Source organism: Streptomyces californicus, from assembly GCF_000717645.1.
Classification (GTDB): domain Bacteria; phylum Actinomycetota; class Actinomycetes; order Streptomycetales; family Streptomycetaceae; genus Streptomyces; species Streptomyces californicus.
Genome location: NZ_JNZZ01000025.1, coordinates 43725 through 62032, shown reverse-complemented (window position 1 = coordinate 62032; position 18308 = coordinate 43725). Strand labels below are relative to the sequence as shown.

Below are 18308 nucleotides of genomic sequence, written 5' to 3'. Positions count from 1 at the left end.
GCCGTCACCGGAATCCGGTCTTCCTCACACAATCCTCACCTGGGCGGGTTCCCCGGTTGTTCTGTACGCGCCTAATCTGCGGGCGCCATGGATTACTGCCACCCGTGCCGACGGCATCTCAACGGAGCCCTGGCCTGCGCCGGGTGCGGAACACCGGCCCAGGCGCTGTCCCCCTGGGCGTCGTCCGAGGCCACCGGGGTCACCGAGGCCACCGGCCCCACGCCGGACGGTGCGTACGGCACCGCTTCCCCGGCCGACGCCCCCGACGTCCGGCCCCCGTCCCGCCGCGCCACCACGCGCGCGTCCCGGCCCGGCGCACGCGGCCCCCGCCCCGGCGCACGGCGGCGGGCGGCGCGGGGCGGTCACCGCCGACGCGGCCGGACCGTGCTGTTCGGGGCCCTCGGGCTGCTGCTCGCGGCGGGCGCGCTGAGCCTGACGGAGCTGGCCATGGAGCCCGACCGGGACGACTCCGCCGCCGAGTTCGTACGCGACGTCCCGGGCGGCCCGACCGAGGCCGCGCCCACGGAACCGTCCGCCGCCGCACCCCGCGACCCCGCTCCGGCCGGCACCCGGGGCGGGGCTACCACGGGCCCCGGCCCGGGCGCTGCCCCAACAGACGACCGCGCCGAACACCCGGGGCCGACGGGCACCGCGAGCCCCGACGCCCCCGGACCGGACGAGCCCGCCGCCTCCGCCTCCCCGGAGGCCCCCGGCCCGTCCGCCCCCTCCGACAGCCCGCCCGCCGACCCGCCGCCTCCGGACGCCCTGGAGCAGCCGACCACCGCCCCCGCGCCCCCGCCGCCCCCGACCGAACCGACCGAGCCCACCCCGACACCGTCCCCGACCTGCACCCGCTTCCTGTGGTGGTGCACGTAGGGGGTGCTCGGCGCGGGTGCGACGCGGTGCGTGCTCAGGGAGGCAATCCGGTGCCCGAGTGTGAGAGCCCCCGAGGAGAACGGCCCGCTAAACCGGCCCCTCCGCGCCCTCGCCCAGCATCCGCCGCAACAGGTCCCGCAGCACCGCCCGTTCCGCGTCCGACAGGCCCGCCAGCGGTTCGCGGGCGAAGTCCAGCGCGTCCCGCAGCTCGCGTGCCGTGCGCCGGCCCGTCTCCGTCGCGGCGGCCAGCTTCACCCGGCGGTCCGCCGGGTCCGGGCGGCGCTCGACCAGGCCCCGGGTCTCCAGCCGGTCGATGATGCCGGTGACGTTCGACGGCTCGCACTTCAGCCTGACCGCGATCTTCCGCATCGGCAGCGGCTCCAGCGAGAGCAGCCCGAGTACCCGTGCCTGCGCGCCGGTGAGGGAGTGCTCGGCGGCGGCCCGGTCGTACTCCTCGTGATAGCGCGCCACGACGGCGCCGATCAGCTCGACGACCTCAAGGGTCAGGGGGTCTGTGCGAGTGGCCATGGACGACAGCGTACCGATTTGCTTGACATCATGAAATATTCAGGAGCATGGTTGTTTCATGTCATGAAGCTTTTCGCGCCGTCGAGCGCGGAAGGCCACCCCCATGAGACATCGAGGAGAACCCGAGCCCATGTCTGCAGCACTTCCCACGTCCAGCCGCGAATGGCACCTCGTCGCCCGTCCCCACGGCTGGCCCGAGGCCGAGGACTTCGCGCTGCGTGAGGCCGCGGTGACCGCTCCGGCCGAAGGCCGCATCCTCGTCCGCAACAAGCACTTCTCCGTCGACCCGTACATGCGCGGCCGGATGAACGACGTGAAGTCGTACACCCCGCCCTTCAAGCTCGACCACCCGATGGACGGCGGCGCGGTCGGCGAGGTCATCGCGTCGAACGCGGAGGGCTTCGCCGTCGGCGACCACGTCCTGCACGGCCTCGGCTGGCGCGAGATCGCCGACATGCCCGCGAAGCACGCGGTCAAGGTCGACCCCGACGTCGCCCCGCTCTCCGCCTACCTCGGCGTGCTCGGCATGACCGGTCTCACCGCGTACGCCGGCCTGTTCGACGTCGCCTCCTTCAAGGAGGGCGACGCGGTCTTCGTCTCCGGCGCCGCCGGGGCGGTGGGCAGCCAGGTCGGCCAGATGGCGAAGATCAAGGGCGCCTCCCGGGTCATCGGCTCCGCCGGCTCCGACGAGAAGGTCAAGCTCCTCACCGAGGAGTACGGCTTCGACGCCGCGTTCAACTACAAGAACGGGCCCGTCCGCGACCAGCTCAAGGAAGCCGCCCCCGACGGCATCGACGTCTACTTCGACAACGTCGGCGGCGACCACCTCGAAGCCGCGATCTCCTCGTTCAACCTGCACGGCCGCGCCACCATCTGCGGCATGATCGCCCAGTACAACGCCACCGAGCCGACCCCCGGCCCGAGCAACATGGCGCTGATCATCGGCAAGCGCCTCCGCCTCCAGGGCATGCTCGTCGGCGACCACACCGACCTCCAGCCGCAGTTCGTCCGGGACGTCGCCGGCTGGCTGGCCTCGGGCGAGCTGAAGTACCAGGAGACCGAGGTCCGGGGCATCGAGCAGGGCTACGAGGCGTTCATGGGCCTGCTGCGCGGCGAGAACACCGGCAAGATGATCGTTTCCCTGGACTGACCCCGCGGCCCGCCGCGCCCACCCGTTGGGACCGACCCCGCAGCCTGCCGCGTTCGCCGTTGGGACTGATCCACGGCCCGCCGCGCCCACCCGTTAGGCTCGTGCCCAGGCCGTCGCGATCGTGGGCGCGAGTCGCGGCGCACCAACCGGAGGAATCGTCACACCATGACCATCCAGAAGATCGACGTCGCCTACACCGCCGTCGCCACCGCCGAGAACGGCCGCGACGGCCGGGTCTCCTCCGACGACGGTCAGCTCGACGTCGTCGTCAACCCGCCGAAGGCCATGGGCGGCAGCGGCGCGGGCACCAACCCGGAGCAGCTCTTCGCGGCGGGCTACAGCGCCTGCTTCCAGGGCGCGCTGGGCGTCGTCGCCCGCCAGGAGAAGGCCGACATCTCCGGCTCGACCGTGACCGCCTCGGTCTCGATCGGCAAGACGGAGGCCGGCGGCTTCGGCCTGGAGGTCGCGATCAGCGCCTCCATCCCGAACGTCGACGCCGCCACCGCCCAGGCGCTCATCGAGAAGGCCCACCAGGTCTGCCCGTACTCGAACGCCACCCGCGGCAACATCAAGGTCGAGCTCTCGGTCGCCTGACCGGTCGACGCCTCGGCACGAGGGCCGCACCCCGGGGAGACCCGGGGTGCGGCCCTCGCCGCGTCTCCGTACGCCAGTACGCTGACGCCCATGAGTGATCTCGGGGCGGGTTTCGGCTACTTGATGAAGGGGCAGCGCTGGGTTGCCCGGCACGGGCGATGGTTCGGATTCGGGCTGCTGCCCGGACTCGTCACCCTCGTCGTCTACGCGGGCGCGCTGGTCGGCCTCGGCTACGGGGCCGACGACCTCGTCGGCTGGGCGACCCCGTTCGCCGACGACTGGTCCTCGCCCTGGCAGGGACTGCTGCGCACCGGACTGACCGCGCTCGTCTTCGTCTTCGGCCTCTTCCTCGCGGTCATCACCTTCACCGCCATGACCCTCCTGGTCGGCCAGCCCTTCTACGAGTCGCTCTCCGAGGAGGTCGACCGCGACGAGGGCGGCGAGGTCCCCGAGTCCGGCCTGTCGTTCTGGCGCGACGTGTGGATCTCCGCCCGTGACTCCGTCCGCATCCTGCTGCGCGTCGCCCTGTACGGGATCATCCTCTTCGCCTGCGGCTTCATCCCCGTGATCGGCCAGACGGTCGTCCCCGCGATCGGCTTCTGCGTCTCCGGCTACTTCCTGGCCGAGGAGCTGACCGCCGTCGCCCTCCAGCGCCGGGGCATGGTCCTCAAGGACCGCCTCGTCCTGCTGCGCGGCCGCCGGATGCTGGTGCTCGGCTTCGGCGTCCCGCTGACCCTCGCCTTCCTCGTCCCGTTCGTCGCGGTGTTCCTCATGCCGGGCGCGGTCGCCGGGGCCACCCTCCTCGCCCGCGACCTGGTCGACCCCGCCCCCGCCCCGGACCCGGAGCCCGCCACGGGCACCGTCGGCAGCGGCGCGGCACCGGCCGGCCCGGGTCAGGCCGGCTGACCTCCCGGGACCCGGCGCCCGCGCACCACGGGCGTCCTCAGCGCACCGAGAACGCGTACTCGGTGCGCGAGACGAACTCCTCGCCCGGCCGCAGCACCGTGGACGGGAACTCCGGCCGGTTCGGGGAGTCGGGGAAGTGCTGGGTCTCCAGGGCGATCCCGGCGCACGGGCCGAACGGCCGCCCGTCGAAGTGGTCCGCCGTGTAGAGCTGGAGCCCCGGCTCGGTGGTCCGTACGGTCAGCACCCGGCCGGACCACGCGTCGTACAGCTCGGCGGCCACCGCGTCCCCGCCGTCCGCGGCCGTACGCTCCGTCAGCACGAAGTTGTGGTCGTACCCCGCGCCCACCGCCCGCGTCCGGCGGAAGTCGAACCGGGTCCCCGCCACGGGCGCCACCTCGCCGGTCGGCACCGAGGCCGCGTCCACCGGCGTGATGTGCTCCGCCGCGATCCGCAGTTGCTGCCCCAGCGCGCTTCCGCTGTCCGCGCCCGCCAGGTTCCAGTACAGGTGGCTCGTCGGGTTCAGCACGGTCGGCGCGTCCGTCACCGCCCGGTACTCCAGCCGCAGCGCCCCGCCCGGCCCCAGGGTGTACGTCACCGAGAAGTCGAGCCGCCCCGGGTACCCCTCGTCGCCGTCGGCCGAGACCAGCGAGAGCCGTACCCCGCCCGCCACCTCCACCGCGTCCCACACCCGCTTGTCGAAGCCCCGCGCCCCACCGTGCAGATGGGTGCCGCCCTCATTGGCGGTCAGCCGGTGCGCCGTCCCGTCCAGGACGAACGACGCGCCCCCGATCCGGTTCGCGTACCGCCCGACCACCGCGCCGAAGTAGGGGCCGGGGAACTCCTCGTACCCGCCGGCGTCCGGCAGCCCCAGCGCCACCGGGGCCCGGGAGCCGTCCCGGCCCGGCGCCTCCACCGTCTGCACGATCGCGCCGTACGTGAGCACCCGTACGCGGACCCCGTCCCGCTCCAGCGTCCACCGGGCGACCGGCGAACCGTCCGCGAGAGCGCCGAAGTCTTCCGTCCGTATCGCGGTGTCCGCACTGGTGGTCATGGGCACCGACCCTACGCGGGCGGTTCGGCGGCGGTGATGTTGCGGTAGGCGATCTCCGCCAGCCGGGCCTGCCCGTCGCGGCTCGGGTGGAACCAGTCCCACGGGCTGAGCTGCGTGCCCGTGAAGCGGAAGTCGAACACCGCCCCGCCGTCGTACCGGCAGTACCGGTCCTTCGCGCACACGTCCCGCAGCACCTCGTTGTACGCCACCACCCGGTCCTGCACCGCCTCGCGCCGGGCCACGGCCGCCGGGCCCAGGTCGTCGGCGTCGGCCAGCATCGACCGGCAGATCCCCAGCTCCCAGATCTTCTTGCCCAGCTCGCTGGTCCGCCCCGTCGACCAGAGCCGCTTCAGGTCCGGCACGCTGGAGACGTACACGCGGGCCTTCGGCGCACCGGCCCGCAACTGACGCATCGACGCCTCGAAGTACGTACGGAAATCAGCCACCGGCGTCATCAGGCGGGCCGAGTCCCGGCACGCGTCGTTCGCGCCCGTCATCACCGTCACCAGCTCCGGCCGCTCCTTCGCCGCCAGCGCCATCTGCTCGGGCAACTGCACCATGCGGGAACCGGAGACCGCGTGGTTCCAGCTCTTCTCCGCTGCCCGCGACGGACCGAGCAGCCGCAGCGCGAGCGAGCGCACCGAGGCGTCCGTGCCGGTCGCCCACGACGCCTCGGGGCAGTCCGTCAGCACCGAGCAGGCGTCGAAGCCCCGGGTGATCGAGTCGCCGACCGCCGCGATCGACCGGGGCCGCTGGTTCCAGTCCGAGGTGGGGGAGGGGGACGGCGAGGCGCCGCGCGAGGCGGACGCCTCGTTCCGCGACACGCCGCCCTCCGCACCCCCGCCACCACATCCGGCCAACGTGCCCGCACCGAGGCAGGCGAGCGCCGTCAACGCGGCGGCAGCGGTACGCATCCGTGGGCGTGTCGCACGCTCCGGCATCACTCGGACCCCCTCCGGTCACCCTGTGGCCTATGCCTCTGGTCATGCCTCCGGCACGCGCACGATCCCCAGGTCGGGGCGGTGCGCGCCCTGCCGGGTGAAACCCGGTGAATCAGAGGCCCGAGACCGACCGTACGTCACACGAACGGCCCCGGCGCACGGTAGCTTTTCCCCGTCGAACCAGTGGCGTCCCGCCCGCCCGCGCGCACCGGGGTGGCTCCGGTACATTACGTCCCGTCACACACTGTCCCTTTTCAGGAGATTAACTCCCGATGCTGTTTACTGATGACAACCTCGGGAGACGGCCGAAAAGAGGCGGTCCGGACGCGAGGCCGTTGGGAAAGGCGTACCTCGTCCCACACGGGAGGTTCCGGTGACGACACGTGGAGTCCTGTACGTTCACTCCGCACCGCGCGCGCTGTGCCCACATGTCGAGTGGGCAGTGGCGGGCGTCCTCGGTGTGCGGGTGCAGCTCGACTGGATCAGGCAGCCGGCCGCGCCCGGCACCTGGCGGTCGGAATTCTCCTGGCAGGGCCGCGTCGGCACCGCCTCGCAGCTCGCCTCCGCCCTGCGCGGCTGGGACCTGCTGCGCTTCGAGGTGACCTCCGAGCCGTGCGCCACCGCCGAGGGCGAGCGCTACAGCTCCACCCCCGGCCTCGGCATCTTCCACGCCGTCACCGGCCTGCACGGCGACATCCTGGTCCCCGAGGACCGGCTGCGGGCGGCCCTGGCGCGCTCGGTGCGCGGCGAGAGCGACCTGGAGGCCGAGATCTCCTCCCTGCTCGGCAAGCCGTGGGACGACGAGCTGGAGACCTTCCGCCACGCCGGCGAGGGCGCGCCCGTCCGCTGGCTGCACCAGGTCGTCTGAGGGCTGTCCCGCCAGGGGAAGTGCGGGACAGCCCTCGGGCCGGTTCCCTCAAGGTGCCGAGCAGCCCTCCGCTGCCCAGCACCACCGTCTCCTCTTCGGACGCGGCCTTGACGCGTCCGACCTCCGCCGTGAGGTCCGCGCCGAGCACGGTGGTGTTCGCCCAGCCGGGGTCCCTGAGTGTGCGGGAGGCCACGTACTTGGGCATCGCGCTCATCGCAGCCACCGCAGGGTCCTTCATGTCGGCGTACGGCCGGACGATCGTCCTGGGCGAGGGGGAGATCCCGGTCGGAGCGGCCCGGGCACACGGAAGCCCGCCTCCCGGACCCGGGAGGCGGGCTTCTCGCGTACAGCGGGTGACTACACCGAGCGGAACGCCAGCACCACGTTGTGGCCGCCGAACCCGAACGAGTTGTTGATCGCCGCGATCGGGCCCTCGGGCAGCGCCCGGGGCTCGCCGCGCACGATGTCCGCGTCGATCTCCCCGTCGAGGTCGTCGATGTTGATGGTCGGCGGGGCCGTGCGGTGGTGCAGCGCCAGGACGGTGGCCACCGTCTCGATGCCGCCCGCGCCACCCAGCAGGTGACCGGTCATCGACTTCGTCGCGGAGATCGCCACGTGGTCCAGGTCCTCGCCCAGCACCTTGCGCAGCGCCTTGATCTCGGCGAGGTCGCCCTGCGGCGTCGACGTGGCGTGCGCGTTGAGGTGGACCACCTCGGACGGCTTGAGGTCGCTGGAGTCCAGCAGGTTCTGCATCGCGGCGGCGATGCCCCGGCCGGTCGGCTCGGGCTGCGCGATGTGGTGGGCGTCGGCCGACAGGCCCTGGCCCAGCACCTCGCAGTAGACCTTCGCACCGCGCTTGGCGGCGTGCTCGGCGGACTCCAGGACGACGACGCCCGCACCCTCGCCGAGGACGAACCCGTCCCGGCCGGTGTCGTACGGACGCGATGCCTTCTCGGGCTCGTCGTTGCTCTTGGACATCGCCATCATGTTGGCGAACGCCGCGATCGGCAGCGGGTGGATCGCCGCTTCCGTGCCGCCGGCGACGACCACGTCGGCCCGGCCGGTACGGATCATCTCGACGGCGTACCCGATCGCCTCCGCGCCCGAGGCGCAGGCGGAGACGGGCGTGTGGACACCGGCCTGGGCGTTGACCTCCAGGCCGACGTTGGCAGCCGGGCCGTTGGGCATGAGCATCGGGACGGTGTGCGGGGAGACGCGGCGTACGCCCTTCTCCTTGAGCACGTCGTACTGGTCGAGCAGGGTGATCACGCCGCCGATGCCGGAGGCGATGACCGAGCCGAGGCGCTCGGGGGCGATGGACTCGTCCTCCCCGGCCTTGGCGGTGAAGCCCGCGTCCGCCCACGCCTCCCGGGCCGCGATCAGCGCGAACTGCGCGGAGCGGTCCAGCTTGCGGGCCAGCGGGCGGGGCAGGACCTCGCCCGGGTCGACGGCCGCGAGCGCGGCGATCCGGACGGGCAGTTCGGCGAAGCGCTCGCCTTCGAGAGGCTTGACGCCGGACCGGCCGGCCATCAGACCTTCCCAGGTCGATGCGGAGTCGCCACCCAGCGGAGTGGTTGCGCCGATACCGGTGACGACCACGGTGCGATTGGTCGAGTTCACTGGAAAATCTTCTCCACGTGTAGAGGGTCGTGAATCAGCGGCGCCACCGCCGGGTGGCGACACAGCCGGGCTGGGATCAGCCCTGGTGCTTCAGGATGTAGTCGGCGGCGTCGCCGACCGTCTTGAGGTTCTTGACGTCCTCGTCGGGGATCTTCACGTCGAAGCGCTCCTCGGCGGCGACGACGACCTCGACCATGGACAGCGAGTCGACGTCCAGGTCGTCGGTGAAGGACTTGTCCAGCTGGACGTCCTCCTCCGGGATACCGGCGATCTCGTTGACGATCTCGGCGAGACCCTTGACGATCTCTTCCTGCGTGGCGGCCATCTTGGCGCTCCTTCGGTGGGTTTGTTCGGTGTACGTGCGCACGGGCCAAAAGGTCCGGTGTGCCTAGGGGAGGGTAACGACCGTCGCGGCGTAGACGAGACCCGCCCCGAAGCCGATGACGAGCGCGGTGTCGCCGCTCTTCGCCTGACCGGTCGCCAGGAGCCGCTCCATCGCGAGCGGGATCGAGGCGGCGGACGTGTTGCCGGTGGACTCGATGTCACGGGCGACCGTGACGTGCTCCGGCAGTTTCAGGGTCTTCACCATCGAGTCGATGATCCGCATGTTGGCCTGGTGCGGAATGAAGACGTCCAGGTCCTCCGGGGAGATCCCGGCCGCGTCCAGCGCCTGCTGGGCGACCTTCGCCATCTCGAAGACGGCCCAGCGGAAGACCGCCTGGCCCTCCTGCGTGATGGCGGGGAACTTGACCTCGCCCTTCGCGTCGAGCGGCAGCTGGGAGACGTCGCCGAGCCGGAACTCGTTCCAGCCGACGGTCTGCTTGATGGTCTCGGACTTGTCGCCCTCGGAGCCCCAGACGGTGGGGCCGATGGCCGGCTCCTGGGAGGGGCCCACGACGACCGCGCCCGCGCCGTCGCCGAACAGGAAGGCCGTCGCGCGGTCCTCCAGGTCGGTGAGGTCGCTGAGCCGCTCCACGCCGATGACCAGGACGTACTCGGCCGAACCCTCGACGATCATGCCCTTGGCGAGGGTCAGGCCGTAGCCGAAGCCCGCGCAGCCGGCCGAGATGTCGAAGGCGGCGGGCTTGCCCGCGCCGATCCGGTGGGCGATCTCGGTGGCGACGGCCGGGGTCTGCTTGAAGTGCGAGACGGTCGAGACGACGACCGCGCCGATCTGCTCCGGGTCGATGCCCGCGTCGGCGATGGCCTTGCCGGACGCCTCCACCGACATCGCGGCCACGGTCTCCTCGTCGGAGGCCCAGTGGCGGGTGACGATGCCGGAGCGGGAGCGGATCCACTCGTCGGAGGAGTCGATCGTCTCGAGGATCACCTCGTTCGGCACGACCCGGGTCGGGCGGTAGCCGCCGACGCCGATGATCCGTGCGTACGGGGCGCCCTTGCTGGGCTTGATCTTCGACATGCTCGCTCCTTAGACGCCCGCGTGCTCGGAGATGAGCGCGCGGGCCGCGTCGAGGTCGTCGGGGGTCTTGAGCGCGAGCGTCCGCACGCCGGGCAGGGCGCGCTTGGCGAGCCCGGTCAGCGTGCCTCCCGGGCTCAGCTCGACGAGTGCGGTGACGCCCAGGGACTGGAAGGTCTCCATGCACAGGTCCCAGCGGACCGGGTTGGCGACCTGCCCGACCAGCCGGGCGACGACCTCGGTGCCGGTGGCCACGGTGTGGCCGTCGGCGTTGGAAACGTAACGCACGGTCGGGTCGGAGACCGTCAGATCGCCGACCGCCGCGCGCAGCTTCTCCACGGCCGGGGCCATGTGGTGCGTGTGGAACGCGCCGGCCACCTTGAGCGGAACGATCCGCCTGACGCCCTCGGGCTTGTCGGCCTCCAGGGCCGCGATCTGGGCGGCGGTGCCCGCGGCGACGATCTGGCCGCCGCCGTTGACGTTGGCCGGGGTCAGCCCGAGCTTCTCCAGGTGCGGGACCGTGACGGCCGGGTCGCCGCCGAGGAGGGCGGCCATCCCGGTCTCGGTGACCGCGGCGGCCTCGGCCATGCCGAGCCCGCGGGTGCGGACGAAGCGCAGCGCGGCCTCGTCGTCGATGACGCCGGCGAGCGCGGCGGCGGTGATCTCACCGACGCTGTGGCCCGCGACGACGTCGGGGGAGGCGGCGTCCAGCGCGGCCGCCGAGAGCAGTCCGGCGGCCACCAGGAGCGGCTGCGCCACGGCCGTGTCGCGGATCTCGTCCGCGTCGGCCTTCGTGCCGTAGTGGGCAAGGTCGAGCCCGATGGCGTCGGACCAGGCCGCGATGCGGTCGGCGGCACCGGGGAGGTCGAGCCAGGGAGTCAGGAAGCCGGGCGTCTGAGCGCCTTGGCCGGGAGCGACGAGTACGAGCACCCTCACACTCTCTCTTGGGGACGGCCCGGTACGCCCGTGGGGACAGGGACGAAGAACCGTCGGGGTAATTGTTGAAGTTCAACAAAAGTCTAGGACTGCGGATCGGCTGCGGCCAAGCGACCCAGGATGAGGGCGATCCGCAGCGTGAAGGCGGAGCGCACATCGGAGGGTGACCATCCGGTGACGTCCGTCACACGTCGCAGCCGGTAGCGCACGGTGTTGGGGTGCACGAACAGCATCCGGGCGGCGCCCTCCAGACTGCTCGCCTGCTCCAGGTAAACGCTCAGCGTTTCCAGCAGAGCCGAACCGGCCTCCTCCAGCGGTCTGTAGATCTCCTCCACCAACTGGTCGCGCGCGGCCGGGTCTCCGGCCATCGCGCGCTCCGGGAGGAGATCGTCCGCCAGTACGGGGCGGGGGGCGTCCTGCCACGCCGAGCACGCCTTGAGCCCGGCCGCCGCCGCCTGTGCGGAGCGGGTGGCGGCGAGCAGGTCGGGCACGACGGGGCCGGCGACCACCGGTCCGGCCGCGTACGGGCCGATCAGGCCCTTCGCGACCTGGAGCGGGTTGTCGCTGCCGCCGGCGATGACGACGAGCCGGTTGCCGAGCACTCCGGTGAGCACCTGGAGCTTGGCGTGCCGGGCGGCGCGGCGGATCGCCTCGACGGTCAGCTCGCTGTCGCCGTCGGGCGCGGTGCCGAGGATGACGCAGACGTGCTCGGGCGAGTTCCAGCCGAGCGCGGCGGCCCGGGACACGGCCCCTTCGTCGGCCTCGCCGGAGAGGACCGCGTTCACCACCAGCGACTCCAGCCGGGCGTCCCAGGCGCCCCGGGCCTCGGCGGCCTGGGCGTAGACCTGGGCGGTGGCGAAGGCGATCTCGCGCGCGTAGACGAGCAGCGCCTCGCGCAGCACCGACTCGTCGCCGGGGGCGGCCACCTCGTCGATCGCGGCCTCCATGACCTCGATCGTGGTGCGCACCATCTCCACGGTCTGCCGCAGGGTGATGGCCCGGGTCAGTTCGCGCGGCGCGGTGCCGAAGACGTCGGTCGAGATGGCCTGCGGGGTCTCGGGATGCCGGAACCACTCGGTGAACGCGGCGATGCCGGCCTGGGCGACCAGGCCGATCCAGGACCGGTTCTCCGGGGGCATCGCCCGGTACCACGGCAGCGATTCGTCCATGCGGGCAATCGCGTTCGCGGCCAGTCGGCCGGAGGACTGCTCCAGCCGTTTCAGGGTCGCGGCGTGCAGGTGGGCGTCGTGGGCGGCGGGATGCTCAGGATCGGGTCGGGGCACGAGGACAAGACTGCCTTATCGGGCCGGTCGACCGGCGGGCCGGGGCGCGGGAGCCCCGTACCGGCGGGTAGCGGAACGTCTGGCCGGGGGCGCCGGGACCGGTCGGGGGCGCCGGGGCGGGGTCGGCTGCGCGGATGTCGTGGCCGCCGGGACCGGTGCGCGGATGCGGTGGCCGCCGGAGGCTCGGGCCGCCGAGCGCTGCGGCGGGGCTTCGGCGCACGTACGTTCGCGCGCCCGCGTGGGTCGCAGTCGTCCGTTCGCGCGCCCGCATGGGTCGCGGCCGGCGCCGTGCGTACGTGTCGCCGCGCCCGCGTCGGCCAGGGGCGGCGCTTGTACGTCTCCCGGCGCGCGGTGCCCGAACGGTCCGCCCACCGGCCGGTCGGGCCCGTCCCGCGTGGCCGCCGGAGCCGTGCCGTACGTACGGTTACCGCGTCCGCTGGGGGCGGGGGCCGGTCAGGCGTCGGTCATGCCTCGGTCCGCTTCTCGCGTTCGGCGGCCAGCCGGTCCAGTTCGCGCATCGCCTGGGCGTGGCCGCTCATGCGACGGCTCACGCTGCCGGCGGTGACGAGCGCGGTCCCCACGAGCGCCACGGGGACGGAGAGGCCGAGGATGAACAGCGCCTCGGGCCAGTCGCGTTCGTCGGCGCAGTAATCGCCGCTGTAGACGCCCTCGTTGGCGGTTCCCCGGTCCGTGAACAGGCGGGCCGCGCACTCCCGCTCGTTACCGCTGCTCGTCTCGATCGAGTACTCCGTCGTCAGCAGGATGACGCACCAGCCCCACAGCAGACCCGCGACCACGAGGACGCAGACCCCCCAGTCGCGCATGCGGGCGGCCTTCTCCCGGAATTCGAGGTCGTAGTCTCGTGATCGCATGGCGGATGAATCTAGCAGTGGCCAACTGGGCCCCGAGGAGGGGGCGTGCGGCTCATCGGCGGTCCCGGCTCCCTGCGTCGCCGACCCGACCCGTACGGGCTTTCACGCGTCATTCGGGCAACTGGTTCAGTCAATCCTCAACCGGGCGATTCCGCGTCTTGTCATGATGAGGCGGAGATCGGTGACCACCGATCCGTGAGCCCGGGAGGAAGTGCAGGCACTTCCTCGGGAAGGAGTACCCATGAGCAGTGGCAAAGGCGGGGAGCCGGACCCGCATCACGTCGATGTTCCCGAACCATGCTTTTCTCGCGAGCTGTTGACACTTCCCCGAGGCAAGCAGCTCGATCTCGGGGCGGCTCGTGCAGCCGATGCGGGGCTTACCTACCTCGCGGGGGAACTCCTGGACGGGGCCCATGGGTTCTGGCGAGAGGAGGGAGCGGCGGACGGCTCGGCGATCCAACCCCGCCATGTGGACGCCGCGTTCCGGTCCGACGCCGAGCTGCGTCGCCTGTGGGCCGCCTGGCTGGTCGAGAACCCTCCAGCCTCGCGCTCCGGTGACCCGTCCGCGCAGCCCTCTGCGGCGAAGCCCTCCAGCGGCCCTTTCGACGGCGTCATCGATCGGTTGATGGAATCGACCGACCCCACGGGAACTCTCGCTGTCAGTGGGCCGGCCAGAGGCGTCGTCGCCGAATTGCTGGCCCATCTCGTCCGGCAGCTGATGAACGCTGCCGCCGAGGTCTCCACCCGGGTGAACAGCGATGTCATCCACAGGGAGGACGTGCGCGGCGCGTGCAGGGTGCTGACAACGGGCGAACTGCGGCTCTTGGCAGACCGGGAGATCCGAGAGACGATGCCCAAGGCGCCTCCCGGATAGGCGCGAACTCGGCCCACCGGGCCTGTTCCCTCCGCCGCGCGGTCTCGTAGAAGTGCTGCCACGGGCGGAAAGGCGGCGACAGAGCCCAAGGGCCTGGTTGCCGCCTTTGCGCACGGGTCGGCCGCGTCAGCGCAGGTCGTTGACGAACGTCTGCCAGGCGTGGGCGCCCAGGATGATGGCGGGGCCGGTCGGGTTCTTGCTGTCGCGGACGGGGACGGAGCCGCAGGTGGAGGCGTCGGCCACCTCGACGCACTCGCCGCCGGTGTTGCCGCTGTAGGAGGACTTCCGCCAGGCCGCGCCGCCGGTCACCGTGCATTCGACGCAGTCGCCGCCGGTGTTGCCGCTGTAGCTGGACTTGCGCCAGTCCGCGTTCGTCAGGTCAGGGCCGTACTCCATAGCGCTCCCTCATCACGTGGCTGATCCGCTCCACCGATTTCTCGACGGAGAGTGCGGTGGCCTGGAGGTGAGCGTATCGGAGCGAGCCCTCCCTGACCGTCTCCGGGTTGGCCGTCATGTGGCCGGAGATGATGTCCTCGGTGTAGACGATGTCCGGGTCGTTGGCGAAGCGCAGGGCGTTGAACGAACCGGCCAGGCTCGCGTGTTCGCCTGCCTCGAACGGCAGGACCTGGATGCGCACCCAGCGGTGGTGCGCGAAGTCCAACAGCTTCTGGAGTTGGGCCCGCATCACCGCCTCGCCGCCGATCGGCCGGTACAGCACCGCCTCGTCCAGGATCACCAACGCCAACGGGGGATTCTTCTTCCGCAGGACGCGCTGGCGTTCCATCCGGGCCGCGAGCATGCCGTCCAGGTCCTCGGGCATGCCGGTGGCCAGCACCGCCCGTGCGTACTCCTCCGTCTGGAGCAGCCCGTACACCAACTGCGCCTGGTACGTGGAGATGTAGGTGGCCTTCCTCTCCATGTCCGCGTACTCCAGAAACCACGGGGGCAGTTGGCTTCGCAGGACCAGGCCCACCAGGCGCGAGAACATGCCGTCCGTGCGCAGGGCCGCGTCCACGCGCTCCGAGAAGTCGCGGGTGGGGATCTTCTTCGTCGTCTCCACCTGGCCGATCAGCGAGCCGGTGCAGTAGATCATGTCGCCCAACTGCGGCTGCGTGAGCCTGGCGGCTTCCCGTAGGCGGCGCAGTTCCCCGCCGTAGAAGTCGAGCGGGGAGGCGTCGGGGTCGAGCTTCTGGATGTTGGCCACGGTCGGACCTCCGGGTGCAACGCCTCTCGGCGTTCGTTTCGGTGCGTAGCCGAGCGTAGCCAGTTCGTCGCAGCCTGGTGACATGAATCACGTACTCGTCCCCCGGAGGAATCCCGGGGAGCCCGTCTACCGTGCCGACCTCGCTCTCGGCGAGCATTCCGCCCGGCACCTGCGCCGCGTCCTGCGGCTCTACCTCAAGACGTGGGACCTGCTGTTCCTCGCCGACGCCGCCGAGTTGGCGCTCACCGAGCTGATCGCCAACGTCGTGCGGCACGTGCCCGGGCGGCGCGGCCGGACCTACATCTTCCAGCTCCCGAACCGCGAGGGCGTCCGTGTCGAGGTCGCGGACGACAGCCCCGTCGTGCCGCTCGCCATCAAGGGCGACGCCATGGACGAAGGGAGCCGGGGGCTCCTGCTCGTCAACGCGGTCACCGACGACTGGGGCATCGTGAAGCAGTGGGACCAGGTCGGCAAGACCATCTGGTTCGAGTGCCTGACCCCGCCGGAGCTGGGCGGCAGCCCGTTGCGGACGGCGAAGCCGGAGCCGAGGCCCGAACCGAAGCCGGAGACGCGGCCCGAGGCGAAGCCCGAACCGAAGCCGGAACCGGGGGCGCGGCGTCGGTCGTGAACGGCGCGGTCGCGCGGCCCGGCCCGCGTGGGGCCGCGCGACCATCCGGCGCAGGACCTCGGAGGCGGTCTCGCACAGGGCGTTGGCGCGCTCGGGGCCGCCGTGGACGGCACGGATCACCCCCGATTCCCGGCCGGTCCCGACGAGCAGTTCGTCCGCGAGGCCTCAGCTCACGGGTCAGGTCGGCTTCCGGATGTACCGGACGTCCTTGAGGGGCGCTGTGGGCTGTGCGCCGAACTGCTCCACGACGGTGTCGCCGGCGCCGCCGTGCACGACCTGGAGGGCGACGCGGGTGTCCTGTTCGCGCAGGTCGATCCGGACGCGGGGGGACCCGCCTTCCGGCTTCATGCCCACGATCAACTCGTCGGGGTATCCGGCGCGCTTGAGCGCGGTTCGCACCTCGGTGGAGTTCTTTCCCGTGCCCTTGAGTGCGGTGGTGACGTGCGCGGCGAACTTGTCCGCGTAACAGGTCTCGGGCTGGGTGAGCGTGACCGGCTCCAGGAGGTCCCTGTCGGGCGGGGGCGGCACGGGGTCGTCGGCGACGGGCGCGTTGTCGGGGTCGACCGGCAGGGGGACGCGGTCGCCGGGCTCGCCGGGGGGCCCGCTGGAAGGGCTTCGGGGGACGCCGGGGAGGTCGCCGGCGCCGAGGGGCTCGCCGGTTTTGGTGTCGTCCAGCGGCGGACAGTCGGCGGTGAGATCGAGGGACAGCTTCATGAAGTCGAGCAACGGCTTGTCGGCGTTCCGGCCCTCGGGTGCGGAGGCGACACCGTCTATCTCGCTGGTGGTGGCCGGGCCGGGGGCGCTGGAGCAGGCGGTGAGGGCGGCCACGCCCAGAGCGAGGGCGGCCGCGGTGTGTGCTGGTCGAGGCATGACGTCAACGTAAAGTCGCCCGTCGGCATGGCCATGAGTACACGTACTCATGTCGAAGCGGGGACGTCGACCGGTGCCGCAGGGCGGCCAACTCAGCGCAGGGCGGGAGGTGTTCGACAAGGCCGGCCTCGTCCTGCGCCGGCTGAAGCGCGGCCCCGCCGCCCGGCCGAAGACCACGAGTAGTCACGGGGGGGGCGTGGGTCGTCATGGGGCGTGACGGGGCGTCGCCGAGAAGGTCTCCGTACGCGCGGGCGTTCGGGCTACCGTGGACCGGTGATTTCCGTGCACCGGTCCGAGGACCGCTACCGGGGCGGGGACGAGGCCGCCGGGATCGACACCCGGCACGCCCTGTCCTTCGGCCCCTTCTACGACCCGGACAACCTCCGCTTCGGCCCGATCCTGGCCTGCAACGAGGAGCGTCTGGCCCCGGGCGCCGGGTTCGAGGAGCACCCGCACAGCCATACGGAGATCGTCACCTGGGTCGTCGAGGGCGAGCTGACCCACCGCGATTCGGCCGGTCACTCCACCGTCGTCCGCGCCGGGGACGTCGCCCACCTGAGCGCCGCCTCCGGCGTCCGGCACGTCGAACGCAACGACGGCGAAGGCCCGTTGGCCTTCCTCCAGATGTGGCTGGCTCCGCTGGAACCGGGCGGAGAACCCTCGTACACCGTCGTCCCCGGCATCGCCGACTCCACTCCGTACGCCCTGCCCGGCGCGGGCGCGATGCTCCACGTCCGGCGGCCGGCCGGGGGCGAGCGCACGGCGGTGCCGGACGCGGCGCGCGTGTACGTGCACGTGGTGCGGGGGAGGGTCGCGCTGGGCGGTGAGGAGCTGGGGCCCGGCGACGCCGCCCGGATCACCGGTGCGCGGGGCCTGGCGGCGGTCGCGGTGGACGGGCCCGCCGAGCTGCTGGTGTGGGAGCTGGCGGGCTGAGCCCCGCCCCTACCCGGCCCGGCGGGCCCGCCACAGGTCGCGGAGCAGGGCGATCTCGGCCATGTGGTGGATCAGCTCCAGGTTGGCGTTGGCCAGCGTGCCGACGTACGCGTCGTCGGGATCGGAGCCGTACGGGTACTGCGACAGGCCCACCGTGTCGAGCTGCTCCTCGGTGAGGGCCGCCACGCTCGCGCGGTGGCGGTCGAGGGTCTCCCACAGCCGCTCCAGCGCGAGCGAGGCGGACGGGGTGAAGTCGACCAGGAGGTGGGGGTCCCGCCGCCGCTCGCCGAAGGTCCACTCCCACCGGCCGGCGAAGTCCGAGTGCAGATGGCCCAGCCGCCACGCGATGGTGGTGACCGGTACGACATCGGGTTCCGGCTCGCCGGTGAACGCCAGCACCTCCTCGACCCGTTCGACGCTCACGCTCCAGTCCTCGGCGATCTTCGCGACGGACATGCCGTCCGCGGCCTGCCGGGCGACCTCCGCGTACTCGTTCGCCGGGATCTGCGGGGCGCCCTTGTCGAGGACCCAGACCCCCGGCCCGTACGCCCGGGGCGTCACCGCCTCCTCCCGGCGGCGGATGGACCAACTGCCGGGCGCGGGCTCCCAGAGGTACTCCTCGTCCCCGAGCCCCCGCAGCCGGACCTCGGCCATCTCCCGCGCCTGGTCGAACTGCTCGATCAGGATGCTCAGCCGGTCGGTCTTCTGGTCCTGGCCGCTCATGTCTCTCTCCTTCGTCATGGTTTCCGTCCTGCGC

At 72.1% G+C, this 18308-nt stretch carries 21 protein-coding genes; 8 read left to right on the top strand and 13 right to left on the bottom strand.

All coding sequences use genetic code 11. From position 1 onward, the window contains the following. The first annotated feature begins 87 nt into the window (after positions 1-87). Positions 88-876: an SCO2400 family protein gene (locus IF19_RS1000000138735; RefSeq protein WP_030118283.1), complete on the top strand. Its 789-nt coding sequence runs from the start codon at positions 88-90 to the stop codon at positions 874-876. Between the two features lie 87 nt (positions 877-963). On the opposite strand, the gene IF19_RS0128275 is transcribed toward IF19_RS1000000138735, so the two are convergent. Further along, positions 964-1404, bottom strand: a complete 441-nt coding sequence (locus tag IF19_RS0128275; RefSeq protein ID WP_030118284.1) for a MarR family winged helix-turn-helix transcriptional regulator — start codon at positions 1402-1404, stop codon at positions 964-966. Between the two features lie 130 nt (positions 1405-1534). On the opposite strand from IF19_RS0128275, the gene IF19_RS0128270 reads away from it, so the two are divergent. The 3 genes from IF19_RS0128270 to IF19_RS0128260 all read left to right on the top strand — a co-directional run bounded on the left by IF19_RS0128270 (position 1535) and on the right by IF19_RS0128260 (position 4054). After that, the gene (locus IF19_RS0128270) at positions 1535-2554 is read left to right on the top strand and encodes an NADP-dependent oxidoreductase (protein WP_030118285.1); all 1020 of its coding nucleotides are present in this window, start codon (positions 1535-1537) and stop codon (positions 2552-2554) included. A 165-nt stretch (positions 2555-2719) separates the two neighbouring features. Continuing rightward, entirely contained in the window at positions 2720-3148 is a 429-nt protein-coding gene (locus tag IF19_RS0128265) for an organic hydroperoxide resistance protein (RefSeq protein ID WP_006124225.1), read from the top strand. Between the two features lie 90 nt (positions 3149-3238). Beyond that, positions 3239-4054, top strand: coding sequence for an EI24 domain-containing protein (locus tag IF19_RS0128260; RefSeq protein ID WP_030118286.1), 816 nt, complete (start codon positions 3239-3241; stop codon positions 4052-4054). Between the two features lie 37 nt (positions 4055-4091). On the opposite strand, the gene IF19_RS0128255 is transcribed toward IF19_RS0128260, so the two are convergent. Both IF19_RS0128255 and IF19_RS0128250 read right to left on the bottom strand, forming a co-directional pair. Continuing rightward, on the bottom strand, positions 4092-5105 hold the full coding sequence (locus IF19_RS0128255; RefSeq protein ID WP_030118287.1) for an aldose epimerase family protein: 1014 nt from the start codon (positions 5103-5105) through the stop codon (positions 4092-4094). A gap of 11 nt (positions 5106-5116) precedes the next feature. Then, the gene (locus IF19_RS0128250; protein WP_030277078.1) at positions 5117-6019 is read right to left on the bottom strand and encodes an SGNH/GDSL hydrolase family protein; all 903 of its coding nucleotides are present in this window, start codon (positions 6017-6019) and stop codon (positions 5117-5119) included. A 400-nt stretch (positions 6020-6419) separates the two neighbouring features. Between IF19_RS0128250 and IF19_RS0128245 the strand changes: the two genes are divergently transcribed. Further along, complete coding sequence (locus IF19_RS0128245) at positions 6420-6914, top strand: DUF3145 domain-containing protein (protein ID WP_030118289.1); 495 nt, start codon at positions 6420-6422, stop codon at positions 6912-6914. A 357-nt stretch (positions 6915-7271) separates the two neighbouring features. On the opposite strand, the gene fabF is transcribed toward IF19_RS0128245, so the two are convergent. The 6 genes from fabF to IF19_RS0128215 form a co-directional block, all read right to left on the bottom strand. Beyond that, positions 7272-8534 (bottom strand): beta-ketoacyl-ACP synthase II, encoded by a 1263-nt coding sequence (gene fabF, locus IF19_RS0128240; RefSeq protein WP_030118290.1) that lies wholly within the window; start codon positions 8532-8534, stop codon positions 7272-7274. A 76-nt stretch (positions 8535-8610) separates the two neighbouring features. Then, positions 8611-8859, bottom strand: coding sequence for an acyl carrier protein (locus IF19_RS0128235; RefSeq protein ID WP_003969376.1), 249 nt, complete (start codon positions 8857-8859; stop codon positions 8611-8613). 63 nt (positions 8860-8922) lie between these two features. Further along, complete coding sequence (locus IF19_RS0128230; RefSeq protein ID WP_030118291.1) at positions 8923-9954, bottom strand: ketoacyl-ACP synthase III; 1032 nt, start codon at positions 9952-9954, stop codon at positions 8923-8925. Positions 9955-9963: 9 nt separating this feature from the next. Further along, positions 9964-10881, bottom strand: coding sequence for an ACP S-malonyltransferase (locus tag IF19_RS0128225; protein ID WP_030118292.1), 918 nt, complete (start codon positions 10879-10881; stop codon positions 9964-9966). Positions 10882-10970: 89 nt separating this feature from the next. After that, positions 10971-12170: a PucR family transcriptional regulator gene (locus tag IF19_RS0128220; protein WP_030118293.1), complete on the bottom strand. Its 1200-nt coding sequence runs from the start codon at positions 12168-12170 to the stop codon at positions 10971-10973. 464 nt (positions 12171-12634) lie between these two features. Further along, the gene (locus IF19_RS0128215; RefSeq protein WP_030118294.1) at positions 12635-13042 is read right to left on the bottom strand and encodes a hypothetical protein; all 408 of its coding nucleotides are present in this window, start codon (positions 13040-13042) and stop codon (positions 12635-12637) included. A gap of 241 nt (positions 13043-13283) precedes the next feature. Here IF19_RS0128215 and IF19_RS0128210 point away from each other — a divergent pair, with 241 nt between their 5' ends. Continuing rightward, a complete protein-coding gene (locus IF19_RS0128210) occupies positions 13284-13916 on the top strand; it encodes a hypothetical protein (protein WP_030118295.1) in 633 nt (210 codons plus the stop codon). A 126-nt stretch (positions 13917-14042) separates the two neighbouring features. On the opposite strand, the gene IF19_RS0128205 is transcribed toward IF19_RS0128210, so the two are convergent. Next, positions 14043-14312 carry a DUF397 domain-containing protein gene (locus tag IF19_RS0128205; RefSeq protein ID WP_030118296.1) on the bottom strand — a complete coding sequence of 90 codons (270 nt, stop codon included), beginning with the start codon at positions 14310-14312 and terminating at the stop codon, positions 14043-14045. Continuing rightward, a complete protein-coding gene (locus tag IF19_RS0128200; protein ID WP_030277077.1) occupies positions 14296-15120 on the bottom strand; it encodes a helix-turn-helix domain-containing protein in 825 nt (274 codons plus the stop codon). Before IF19_RS0128200 ends, IF19_RS0128205 begins: the two co-directional genes overlap by 17 nt. Positions 15121-15202: 82 nt before the next feature. Here IF19_RS0128200 and IF19_RS0128195 point away from each other — a divergent pair, with 82 nt between their 5' ends. After that, positions 15203-15748, top strand: a complete 546-nt coding sequence (locus tag IF19_RS0128195) for an ATP-binding protein (RefSeq protein ID WP_324605227.1) — start codon at positions 15203-15205, stop codon at positions 15746-15748. Positions 15749-15925: 177 nt separating this feature from the next. Here IF19_RS0128195 and IF19_RS0128190 read toward each other — a convergent pair whose 3' ends face one another. Continuing rightward, positions 15926-16618 (bottom strand): hypothetical protein, encoded by a 693-nt coding sequence (locus tag IF19_RS0128190; protein ID WP_030118300.1) that lies wholly within the window; start codon positions 16616-16618, stop codon positions 15926-15928. A gap of 273 nt (positions 16619-16891) precedes the next feature. On the opposite strand from IF19_RS0128190, the gene IF19_RS0128185 reads away from it, so the two are divergent. Beyond that, on the top strand, positions 16892-17551 hold the full coding sequence (locus IF19_RS0128185; RefSeq protein ID WP_030118301.1) for a pirin family protein: 660 nt from the start codon (positions 16892-16894) through the stop codon (positions 17549-17551). A 9-nt stretch (positions 17552-17560) separates the two neighbouring features. On the opposite strand, the gene IF19_RS0128180 is transcribed toward IF19_RS0128185, so the two are convergent. Beyond that, positions 17561-18274, bottom strand: a complete 714-nt coding sequence (locus IF19_RS0128180; protein WP_030118302.1) for a DinB family protein — start codon at positions 18272-18274, stop codon at positions 17561-17563. Between the last annotated feature and the right edge of the window lie 34 nt (positions 18275-18308).